Annotated in this window: 6 protein-coding genes; 3 read left to right on the plus strand and 3 right to left on the minus strand. The window is 39.1% G+C overall.

All coding sequences use genetic code 11. The annotated features are described in order from the left end of the window. Nucleotides 1–35 precede the first annotated feature (35 nt). The gene (locus ACLI50_RS17800) at nt 36–560 is read left to right on the plus strand and encodes a thermonuclease family protein (protein WP_411414336.1); all 525 of its coding nucleotides are present in this window, start codon (nt 36–38) and stop codon (nt 558–560) included. 103 nt (nt 561–663) lie between these two features. On the opposite strand, the gene ACLI50_RS17805 is transcribed toward ACLI50_RS17800, so the two are convergent. The 3 genes from ACLI50_RS17805 to ACLI50_RS17815 all read right to left on the minus strand — a co-directional run bounded on the left by ACLI50_RS17805 (nt 664) and on the right by ACLI50_RS17815 (nt 9,334). After that, nucleotides 664–3,750, minus strand: a complete 3,087-nt coding sequence (locus ACLI50_RS17805) for a T9SS type B sorting domain-containing protein (protein ID WP_343643607.1) — start codon at nt 3,748–3,750, stop codon at nt 664–666. A 56-nt stretch (nt 3,751–3,806) separates the two neighbouring features. Next, nucleotides 3,807–6,962 carry a T9SS type B sorting domain-containing protein gene (locus tag ACLI50_RS17810; RefSeq protein ID WP_411414337.1) on the minus strand — a complete coding sequence of 1,052 codons (3,156 nt, stop codon included), beginning with the start codon at nt 6,960–6,962 and terminating at the stop codon, nt 3,807–3,809. An 80-nt stretch (nt 6,963–7,042) separates the two neighbouring features. Beyond that, the gene (locus ACLI50_RS17815) at nt 7,043–9,334 is read right to left on the minus strand and encodes a fibronectin type III domain-containing protein (protein WP_395972696.1); all 2,292 of its coding nucleotides are present in this window, start codon (nt 9,332–9,334) and stop codon (nt 7,043–7,045) included. A gap of 349 nt (nt 9,335–9,683) precedes the next feature. Here ACLI50_RS17815 and ACLI50_RS17820 point away from each other — a divergent pair, with 349 nt between their 5' ends. Beyond that, complete coding sequence (locus ACLI50_RS17820; protein ID WP_343643614.1) at nt 9,684–11,324, plus strand: helix-turn-helix domain-containing protein; 1,641 nt, start codon at nt 9,684–9,686, stop codon at nt 11,322–11,324. After that, nucleotides 11,324–12,454: a tetratricopeptide repeat protein gene (locus tag ACLI50_RS17825; RefSeq protein ID WP_343643616.1), complete on the plus strand. Its 1,131-nt coding sequence runs from the start codon at nt 11,324–11,326 to the stop codon at nt 12,452–12,454. Before ACLI50_RS17820 ends, ACLI50_RS17825 begins: the two co-directional genes overlap by 1 nt. Nucleotides 12,455–12,524: the final 70 nt, after the last annotated feature.

The following is a 12,524-nucleotide window of genomic DNA, read 5'->3' on the forward strand; positions in this document are numbered from 1 at the left end:
ATTAAACAAGCCCCACTAATCCCTATATTTGCCCCATGAAACGATTAATGCTGCTGTACGTACTTTTCCCTGTATTCCTATTTTCACAGACGACCGGAAAAGTGATTAAAATTTCAGACGGAGATACCATTACTTTACTGTTAAAAGGCAACCAGCAAAAAAAACTGAGGTTGGCTGAAGTCGATTGTCCGGAAAGTGGGCAGGCGTTCGGTAAAAATGCGAAACAGTTTACTTCTGCTCAGGTTTTTGGGAAAACCGTAAGCTTTGTTGAAACCACTACGGACCGTTATGGAAGATCCATTGCGAAAGTGTATTATGACGATGGGAAATACCTTTCCAAAGAGCTTATCAAAGCAGGATTGGGATGGTGGTATTTTTCCTATTCCAAAGATGCCTCTTTGGGAAAACTGCAGGAAGCTGCACAACAGAAGAAAATAGGCCTTTGGCAGGATATCAATGCGGTTGCTCCCTGGGACTACCGTAAAATGAAACGTGAGCTTAGGAATACTAAGAAAATCGAAGCGGCTAAGAACGGAGCAAAAATAAAAGGAGTTGCATAAATATTCTAAAGGATAGAAGAAAAAACAAAAACTGTCTCAAAAAAATGAGACAGTTTCTTTAAACAAAAAGTATTACAATCCTGATTGAATAATTGTATTTGATCTAATTCCTGTTTTTTACCAGAATCCATCCGGTGTAGGAAACCATTTTCTGGGTATCCGGATCCGTCCACGTTATTTCATACCAATAGGTGCCGCTGTTTACCGGAGTACCTCCGATAGTGCCATCCCATTTGAAATTATTGTTTTTATCCGAAGAATGGATAAGCTGTCCGTACCGGTTGAATATACCAAACTTTAAATCTCTCAGAAATGCAAGCTCCGTATAATCCAGTGTGTCATTGATACCATCACTGTTGGGAGTAATGGCATTGATAAGATTTGGAACCAGAATCTGTACTTCTACAGGGTGGCAGTTGCTGGAGTCTTTCACATAAAAAATATTTTTACCTCTTGGAAGGCCTGTAAAAACATTAGAATCCTGCCATATCATCCCATCCCTTGAATATTGGTAAGGAGGCGTACCGCCTTCTACAGTAAGTGTAACCGTATTTCCTGTAGTTTCCACTTTTTTGATTTTTGGAGCAGGAACAGACATTACCTTTACAAATTGCTTTGTTTCACATCCGTTGGAAGTCAGGATCACCCAATAATTACCTATGGAAGCTGTGATAGAGGGAGTAGTTGCTCCTGTGCTCCATAAGTAAGAGGTATAACCTGGCCCTGCATCTAATGTAACCCGGGCGTCCGGGCATATGTACTGGTCTGTCAAAAGCGGTGAAGGTTTAGGTGGTGTTACTGTTAAAGTGACCTGAGCAAAATCAAAACAGCCGCTAGCATTGCTTACTTTTACAAATACTATGGTATTGGGAGAAGTATAAGCATTCGGAGTTGTTATTTCATTGGTTCCGTTGATTGCATCATTCAATGTCGGATAATACTTTTTGGTCACAGAATTGGTCGTAGTGACAAGTGCTGTTGCCAGGTTAAATATTCCTGTATTAGGACTGGCCGGAATAAAACAACCCGAGAGTGCAGCATTTTGCACATTTGGTTTGGGATAAAACTGAAGTGTGATTTTTGCAGTAGCTGTACAGCCTTCTACCGTTGTCACTTTTACAAAAACAATAGCAGGGGCAGCTGATGAATAAGCATTTGCCGGAATAATTTCATTGGTACCGGCATTTAAATCGGCCATTGTAGGATAATATTTCCTGACAGCATTAGCCGGTCCTCCCACAGCAGCAGTCGTGAGATCGAAAATACCTGTTCCGTTACTCTCGCAGCTTTTTACCGTAGTATCTGTTAAAATCAAGGGCTGAACGGTTACATTTACTTTTACCTGTTCACAATCTGTAAAATCGGGATCATTTCCACAGAACTTATAAGTAAAAGTATCAGTGGTAGTGCCTGTATTGGCCGTGTAAGTAAGGACTCCCGTTGCAGGATTTACGGTTAAAGTTCCGTTTGCAGGAGGGGTTATGATCTGTACAGTACCCGGTACCGGAATCTGTGTAGAATTTGAGAAGGCAGGAGTGATGGTAGCAGGAGTACCGGCACTGCAGACATTCATCGGTTTTACTGTATGAACAAGGCAGGTAAATACTTTGTAAGGATAGGTTGTAAGAGGTGCACAGGTGTTTTTCGTAATCGATACGGTATAGTTTCCTGCTTGTGCAGGAGTGTAGGTATTGCTGTTGGCTCCCGGAATAGGTGTTCCGTTGAGGTTCCACTGATAATGATCAAAGCCGCTTTCTACTTCTAATACAATTCCCGGAACACATTCTCCGGAAGATTTGCTAATCACCGGAATAGAATTGAATCCTGCAAAATATCCTCCATACCCCAGATTTCCGCTGCCTCCAATAATGCCGGCTGTAACCGCTTTGGTGGAAGTTACCGTAATATTTCCGGATATGTTTGGAATAGAGTAAGAAACCCAGTCTGAAGTTCCGGTTACCGGAAAAGGTCCCTGTGCCGCTGCAGGTGTTACCCCGTTTACAGCCACTCCGGCACCTGCCTGCGTCAGGATATTGAGCTTTACAGAAAGTGGCGGGTTGAATGTCGTATAGTAGGGCATTTCTCCAATTTTTCCAATTTCATCAATAACAGTGGGAAGAAAACAGTTCAAAGGAGGAATGTAATTAAAACCTTCTGTGGCATCATTATCTGCAATGCCTGAAAGGAGCTGATAAACATACACATTTTTTGATGCTTTGATATACATATTGAGATGGGATGGCCCGTTAACGATATAATTCATTGCACTGACACGGTAATATTGTCCTTCGTTCAGAGTAGCAACCGGAGTAGGGTTGTTGTTCAGTCTGATTTCCGTATTATTTTCAGTAGCAACAATAATGGCGCCTTCGATTTCTGGAAGAAGGTTGCCCATTCCTTTAATAAGAACAAACTCCTGACCAAGGCGTTCTACAGGAACAGACTGATCCATCACAATGTCTTCACCGTTATAAGGAGGAGCCAGCCCAAACTGACCGTGGTAATTTCCGTTGGTTACTGATATCGGTTTCGTAGATTCTATTTTAGCTCCGATAAAACCATCTTTATTTCCGGGTTTATTGGCATAGCCTGCCAATATATAAGACTGTCCTTTATTCAGAGTAATTGTAATACTGGGATGGGTAAGCCCGTTGAAATTATTATAAAACCAGGTAGTCATGGCATATCCGGAAACTTTAACCTGGGTATTGTCCTCTGTTGCCAGAATACCACAAGTGAAGTTCTGACTGATCTGATTGTTCATCAATGGTGAATACACTGCATAAAACTTCGTTCCGATTCCAGCTTTTCCCTTTGATGTTAAGATTTCCCCGTGATTGATTTCCGAAAATCTGTAGGTAGCAAAGAAAGGTAAATCACCGTGAAGATAGAGGCCTCTTGTTTTTACACTCATGGCATCCGTTGTATTCTGGCCTGTCATCAGATTCCAGGGTATATCAAAGGTCTGTGGATTTCCTTTGCTGATAGTAACCGTTCCAATAACGGTGTTATTATTGTAAATGGTAACGGGAAAAGGAGTTATATTATCTGTGGAAAGATAAAGTGTCTGTTTCGGCGACCCGTTGGAAGAACTTACAACCATGGGAGCAAACCAGTGGTCTGTATCCCGCTGTGCATAAGCAATTGAAGATAAGAATAGCAGTATAAAAATAAATATGATCCTTTTCATAAATTGTAGGGAAGATTAAATTAAATTGAACTTGACGGTGGCTGTAAGCCTATGAATTAATCTTTATTTTTCAACAAGATCCATCCGGTGTATTTAATGCTGGTATCCTGCAGAGCTGGTTCTTTCCAGGTGATGACGTACCAGTAAGTTCCGGTAAACAGTTTTTTATTACTGAACATACCGTCCCATGTGTAATTGTTAAAGCGTGTCCCGGTAAAAACATTGTTTCCGTATCTGTCGTACACCATAAAAGACAGGTCTTTTTTATAAGCAAAATCTGCATACGAAATTGTATCATTAATATTATCACCATTAGGCGTAATAGCGCTGATCAGATTAATAACTGTTAATTCTACTTTTAAAGGGTCACAGTTATAAGAATCTTTTACATAAAATTTGTTCTGTCCGTTCGGGAGGTTAATGAAAATATTAGAGCTTTGCCAGCTGACACCATCAAGAGAGTATAGATAAGGAGGCTGTCCGCCGGTTACGGTAAGAGTAGCTTTATTGTTTTCAATATCAATATTTTTGATAACAGGTTTGGGAGCGGCCTTTATCGTAATATTCTGTTTGGTAAAGCAATGATCATGTTCCAGGATCACCCAGTAATTTCCCACTCCTGCATTGGAGATTGATGAGGTAGTAGCGCCTGTGCTCCATTCATATGACTGATATCCCGTTCCTGCATCCAGTGTGGTTGTAGAATTAAAACAGATAAACTGATCTTTAAGCAAAGGAGAAGGATGGGGCAGGGTAACGGTAAGAGTTACTGTTGCAATAGTATAACAACCTGTAGCATTAATTACTTTAATGTATACCGTTCCGCCGGAGGAAATGTAAACACTGGGATTCAGGATAGCATTGATACCTGCTCCAGCATCCTGGAGTGTTTTATAATATTCTTTTGTAATACCTGTTTCGCTGGTAACAGATGCCTGGGTGAGATCAAAGCTTCCTTTATCCGGAGCGGAAGCAATATAACATGACGTTAAAGATATATTCCGAACCTGCGGGGAAGGACTAAACAGGAGACTGATCTTTGCCTGGGCAGAACACCCTTCAAGCGTTGTTACTTTTACATAAATGTCTTTAGGAACAGATGATACATAAGCATTGGCTGGAATAATTTCATTAGTACCGGCAGCCAGATCTGCGGCGGTGGGATAATATTTCTTACTACTTCCCGATGGTCCTCCCACATTGGCAGAAGTGAGATCAAAAATTCCTGTTCCGTTATTATTGCAGGCCTTGATTGTAGTATTGACAACATTCACTGATTGTACGGTAATGTTTACCTTTACTTCTTCACAATCGGTAAATTCGGGAACGTTACCACAGAATTTATAAGTGAATGTATCGGCTGCAGCCCCTGTATTAGCTGTATAAGTAAGCAGTCCTGTTGTAGGGTTTACATGGAGTGTACCATTGGCTGGCGGAGTGATGATCTGTACAGTACCCGGAACCGGAGTTTGGGAAGAATTAGTAAAAGCTGGGGTTATAGTCAAAGGGGTGCCTGTCGAGCATACTGTCAGCGCTTTTGTTGTCTGTACCAGACAGGAAAATGCTTTATAAACAGGAGTTGTCGCAGGCGGACAGCTTCCTCCCACTGATACAGTCACTGTATAATTTCCCGGCTGGGTAGGAGTGTAAGTATTGCTGTTTGCTCCCGGAATAGCTGCTCCATTAAAATTCCACTGATAGGAAGAATAACTGTCATCTACCTCCAGGGTCATACCAGGAATACAGGTTCCGTTTTTCCTTGCAATAACAGGGATAGAAGAAAATCCGGCAAAATAACCACCGTAGCCTACATTTCCTTCACCGGCAGCAATTCCTGCTGTAACTGCTTGGGTAGACTGAACGGTAACATTACCTGTAATATTAGAGACAGAATAAGATACCCAATTTGCATTTCCGGTGACTGGAAACGGACCCTGTGCAGAGGTTAATGGTGTTCCGTTAACTGTTACCGTTGCCCCGGACCCGGTTATAATATTAAGCTTAACGGCAGGCGTAATAGTTGTGTAGTAAGGTAATATATTGATCATCCCTATTTCATCAATTTTCTTAGGAAGAAAACAGCTGAGAGGGGGTATATAATTGGCTCCAATAGTAATCTCAACAAATGAAGTTGAAGTTCCGGCCATAAGCTGGTAAACATAAACTCTTTTAGTTGTCCGGATCCGCATATTGTAATGTCCGCTGCTGTTCTGATTACTATAAGAAGAAGAGTTGATGTGGTAGAATTGCCCCTCATCAAGGGTGGCTATAGGATTTACATCATCATTAAGATAGACCTGTGTATTATTTTCTGTTGCCGTTACGATAGCTCCTTCTACATTGGAGGCAATCGGAGCCATTCCTTTAACGAGAACAAACTCATCTCCCAAGCGTTCAACAGGAATTGATTGATCCATTAAAATATCACCGCCATTGTTAGAATTAGTAATCTGGCCATTGAAGTTTCCGTTTGTGACACTTATGGGTTTATTAGACTCAATTTTAGCTCCAATAAAACCGCTTTGGTTTCCTGCCTGGTTTCCTGTACCTTCTATAATATACGACTGCCCTTTTTGTAAGGTAAAAGTCATTGAAGGCGTGTTGGTACCAGTAGTCCCATTGGAGAATTGAACGGAAGCTCCATAATTAGATACTGTTACCATTGTATTGTCTTCAGTAGCAAGTACTCCACAGGTGAAATTGTTATTGGAAGAAGCTGTAGCAATAGGCCCATAAGCAACATAAAATTTGTTTCCAATACCAGCTTTTCCTTTGGACGTAAGGATTTCTCCATGATTTTTTGTGGAAAACCTGAAAGTACAGAAAAAAGGTTTGTCTCCTTTGAGATAAAGACCTCGTCCGGTTACTTTAAAAGCCTCCGATTGTAATCCTGTAATCATATGATCCACAGGAATGTCAAAAGATTGAGGATTGCCTTTACTGATAGTTACAGTTCCTATGACCGTATTATTGTTATAGATTGTAACAGGAAAAGGAGTCATGGAATCTGTAGATAAAAATAAAGCCTGCTTATTGGAATCATTAAGTCTGGACATCATAGGGGCAAACCAATGTTCAGTATCTCTTTGGGAAAAAAGAGTATTGGTGGCGGACAGAAAAAGAGATACCGTAAGCAACAGCCTTCTGATCAGTATGAACCATTGCTTCATTATAGTAAAATCCGGAGTATAAACAAAGTAAAAGTCTTTCATTGAATAAGCTTATGGGGGATAAAAAACTGCCATAAAAGCGACAGATCAATTTCAGCCGCTTTTAATGGCAGAGACAACATTTATTTCTTTATAACTTTTACGGTATGAGAAGTACCGTCTTTCATTTCCATTCTTGCTACATATACTCCTGATGCCAGATCCTTTAATGAAATGGTATTTTCAAAATTTCTGATCTCAGTGATGAATTGCCCGGAAGTACTGTAGATTCTGACTGATTTTAGATTTTTGCTTTCAGTAAACATAATCACATCAGTAAAAGGATTAGGATAGATGCCGGTTTTTGTTTGGGTTGTATTCTCATGTACATTCATAGTCTGGGTAGGAGCCCATGAAATATTATCCCAGTAATATTGTGCATTCCCTGAAAGAGCATATGTATTGCGGATGGCCAGCCTTGCTCCTGCAGGAACGGTATTGGGAATCGTAACAGTGTAGTCACTGCTTCCTGTAGCTGGAGTATAGGATGTATTTGTGATATCCAGCTGCTGGATCAGAGTGAAACTGGCAGCATCCGCAGGATTGGTCATATATCCGACTTCTAATTTTCCCGTATTAACACTGCAATAAGCATTGAATTTTAAAGAATGGGTTCCGGCATTGATGTTGGTGAACACGGGTAATATGGCAATTGATATATCTCCTGCAGAAATACTGCGCTGTAATATATGTCTCGTTCCGGAAAAAGCTCCGTTTCCATTAATGTTTACGCCAGCAATTCCTGTTACAATTCTTCCCCAGCATGGAGCATTGGTTAACAGTCCTGTAGCATAAGAGTCAAAATTCTCGGATAAACCAGCCACAGGTGCACAGAGAGTCAGGATAGAAGCAATATTACTCCATGCACTCTGATCGGAGGAGCTGCATCTTGATCTCACCCAGACATAATATGTTGTTGCAGAGTTTAATCCCTGGATAGTATAAGGATTTGCTGTTACCCCTGTTATACTAGGCGCAGTAGATGAGGTTGGAGCAATGTTGTTTGTACTGTAGTAGATATCATATCCCATTGCTGGTGCAGGAGATGGTGCTGTCCATGTAATATTCGCTGTTGCACTGGTTGCATTGGATAATACAATATTTGTTGGAGCAAAGCAAGTTGGTTTAGGCTCCCAATATACATTATCCCAGTAAATACTCACAGAAGGAATTCCTCCATGTCTTATGGCCAGCCTTGCATTGGCAGGAACGGTATTGGGCACTACAACACTGTATTCATAACCGTCATAAACCGTATTGCTGATATTCACGGATTGAATATTCACAAAAGAAGAAGCATCAGTATCACCGGTAACATAGCCAATGTCTAATACTCCGGCTGTACCGCTTACTTTGGCTTTAAATCTCAACCAATGGGTTCCTGCATTTACATTGCTGAACATTGGAAGTACAGCAATGGTTGTATTGACAGCCCCATTAGCACTTTGATACATGGCTTTACTGTTATTCACACCACTACCGGAAGCAATAGTCTGATATCCTGTTCCCAAAATAATCCTGTCCCAGCAGTCAGCGTTACTAGGCCCGCTTGCAGCATTTTCGAAATCTTCAAACATTGAAGTTTTAGCATCGCACCTGGTTTTAAATATCCCCCTTAAAGACCATGCACTTTTAGATGTACCGCAAACTGATCTCACATAAAAATAGTAAGTCGTAAAAGGCAAAAGTCCGCTGATAGGTGCTGAGATTGTATTACTGGTTCCCGATATCGGAGTAGAGGCATCCGGAATAGTAGTGGAAGAAGTATAATAATATTCATAGCTTCCCGGTGCTGTCGTTGGAGCGGTCCAGGAAATAATTGCAGAATTGTTGGTGATACCGGAAGAAGTAAGAGTTGTTGGAACAAAACAGGTCGGAGAAGCATCTATCTTCAAACTGAAATCTACAAAATTACCATAATTGTTAGGTCCGCACGGATTTACCGGATTGGGAAATGAGGTTCCGCTCTGTACCCTGATTCTATATATTCCCGATGCCTGAGAAGGCGGAATAAAAAACTGATCATCAACAACCGAATAACTTGATGGGCCTAGTGGATTCTCATAAAAATCATCAAAATCCCCGTCATTATTCCAGTCGATCCAGATATAGGATTTTACTCCTGATCCGGCAAAATCCAGATGAACGTTCACTGTTCCTCCAGGATAGGAAGTTACGATCTGACTGGAAGAATTATCTGCATAAGCCTGATATGCGGTGGCTGTATAATATAAACCTCCCTGATCAGAAAAAACAGCATTTTTTAAGTAATTGTTCTGGCCTGAAGCTCCGGCAGTAGGAACACAGTAAGTCTGTGCATTCAGTTGATAAACTGAGAGGAAGAAAATCATCCATAATAAGTAGTGTTTTCTCATTTTATTTTTATTTTTTTTAAGATTAGATACCGCCTTTATTGTCTGCGTTTTATTTCTTTTCTATATCAATGAATACAGATGATTGATTGATGTCTTAAAAATCATATATTAGATGATAGTGATATTCTCTTTAATTTCTTTTAATAATAATGGCTAATAGGTGTGATGGTTACATTGAAATTTGAGAATAAGTCTAATATTTTGAATCGACTTAAAGGTTTGAACAATATTAGCGTTATATTTGCCCCTCATCAAGGAATGTGCTTGCATAATTCACTGAATTTACAAGAATTTTAAAATTAAAATATTGTAAATCAGGCAAATGTGGTTTTGTGGTTTAAAAGGAGTAATGATAGAAATATCAGTTAAGAACAGTGGGAAAATGATCCTCATGGTAAGAAAAATGCTGAAAAGTAATATGGTAATATTGTTTTTCATTTTGTGGTGCCCGGTTTTTATAAATGGGCAGCTGGCTCCGGATTTCAGTATTTTAACCGATAAAGCATTTCAGAAATTATATCAGAATCCTGAAGAGTGTATCAGCTATTCACAAAGTCTTCTGATCAGTGATAAAAATATAGAACATAAAGTCATTCTCCGGAATATTATTTCCCAGGCTTATGCCTTACAGGGAAACTATGTGCAATCAGTAAGTATTTCCAATCAGAAGGAAGAAGATGATAAAAGAGGGAATCTTTCACAATTCATCCAATTGTTTGATGATTATAATCTGGCAGATCAGTATCAGAATTTAGGATTGTATGGGCAGTCAAAAAAAATCATTGCAGGTATTTTAAAAGATCCGGATCTGTTAAAAAGCCAGAATCCAAAAGAACGTATGGTTCTCGCCAAGTTATTTCAGCTTCAGGCTATCAATGCAGGGATGGTAAGAGACTATGAGTCTGCTGTACTGAATATGGATAAGAGTGATTCTTATCTCACTGGTACAAATGGAGAAAACAGAATTATCAGATGGGAAAATAGTATTTTCAGGTCTACTTTTCTCTTACGTCAGAACAAACTGGAAGAATCAAAAAAATTGTTTGATAGTGTCATTGCGGATATTGAAAAGCATGGAAATAATGCCTTTATCTGTGCGTTTGCTTATGAAAGTCTTTCCCGATACTATTTTATGAAAGGAGACTATAATACAGCCATCCAAAAGTTGGAAAAAGGATTCTCTGAAATCGAAAATCTTCCTTATAACGATCTGAAAATTATTTTTTACGAATTGTTTGCCCGCAACTATCTGGCTCTTAATAATGATGAAAAATATTACTACTACAATAAATTATATACAGATCTGAAAGCAAAGCTGGATTCCAACAAAAAAGAAGGGATTCAGTATGTTGTAAAGCTGCTTGAAACGTACCATAATAAAAATCTTGAATTTCAGAAACAAAATAAGATAAACCAGCTTCGGATAGCAGGAAGTATTATTTTAGTTCTTATCCTGATAATGACTGCTTATTTTCTGATTGAATCCGCAAGAGCCAAAGATCTTAAGAAGCAGCTTGTTTTTTTTGAAAAACTGAAATTCAAAGAAGAAATAACAGGAGGAGTAGCTGAAAGACCAATCGAAATTTTAAAAGAAAATAAAGCCCAGGAAAAAGATCTCTCTAAAATTTCAAAAGAAAAAGAAGAAGAAATTCTGCAGAAGCTCAAAGACTGGGAAAAATCTGACAGTTACCTGAACAAGAACATGTCGCTGGCGATCTTATCTGCTCAGACAGGGATAAATACCAAATATTTGTCGGAAGTGATCAATAATAACAAAGGAAAAAATTTTAACGGTTATATTAATGAGCTTAGAATTGATCACATTGCCCGTCTTCTGAAAACAGATCCTGCCTATCTGAATTATAAAGTAAGCTATCTGGCGGAATACGCAGGGTTTTCATCGCACGGAGCATTTACAAATGTGTTTAAATCGATCACGGGAATGTCTCCCAATACCTACATTCAGGAAATTATAAAAAATAAAAGCTGATGAAATTCTTTATCCATATCATTTTGCTAAGTGTTTTGCTTTTCCAGACAGCTCTTTCAGGACAGAAAATTTCTGATGATTCCCTGATGAAGCTTGCCAACCGTGAGATTTATAACAATCCTGATTATGCCATTAATATTGGGAAAAAGCTGCTTCAAAAGGAAAATGGGCTTGAGAAATCCATTAAAATTTATCTGATTTTGTCCACAGCGGGAATTGCCAAAAGAAACTTTGATGAATCTCTGCAATATATTCTAAAAGCAAGAGAATTGCTTCAGAAAACGAATGATCCTAAAATTCACACCAGTTTTTTGATTGCGGCTGCTGTGCAGTATCAGCAGATGGAACTCTTCAGCAAAAGTCTTGAAACACTGGATGAAGCTGATGAATATCTCACAAAACTTCCGGAAGATTCTTATCTGAGACATTTTGAAACGGCGAGAAGTTATGCATTAAGAGGAATGATTTATAAAAGTCAGTCGAATCCGGAAATAGCTCTTCAGGAATTTTTAATTGCCATCAGAAATTTTGAAAAAGTAAAAGAGCAGGAGAAAACATATTTTAACCAAAGCATCATTTATTACAATATAGGGAACTGTTATCTCAATCTGAACCAGCCCGACAATGCCGGAACAGCTTTTATGAAATCTATGAATCTGGCAAGGTTAATCAAAGCAAAAAGCCTGGAGGCATTTGCTTTAAAGGGCCTTGCGGAGATGAATAAACAAAAACATCAGAATCAGGAAGCTCTTACACTGCTGATAAAAGCTGAAGAACTGGGTAGGGAAGCGGGAGACCTGACTCTTAATGAAGGAATTTATATGGAAATGGCGGATAATTATCTGGCAATGGGAAACCCGGACCTTTATCAGGTGTACAGCAAGAAATATTTTGAAACAAAATTCAAAAGAGAGCAGAGTGAATTAAGCTCTATCAATCACGCTATTGATGTTCATAATATGGAGACTCTGAAAAAAAGTGAAAAGCTAGCCTCCCGATATGATTATTTTATGGCTGGGATGATGATTATTGGATTTTTTATACTAAGTATCTTTTCCTATTTTGTTATGAAAATCAGAAAGCAGAATAGGAAATATCAGGATGAAATTAAACAGCTTATCAGGGATTAAACAGAGATTATCCGGCTTTTATAATTTTTGGTTAAGCTTGTTCTTATTGAATTTTTTCAATCTTCTAAAA

The sequence above is a fragment of the Chryseobacterium cupriresistens genome (genome assembly GCF_046614675.1).
Taxonomy (GTDB): Bacteria; Bacteroidota; Bacteroidia; order Flavobacteriales; family Weeksellaceae; genus Chryseobacterium; species Chryseobacterium cupriresistens.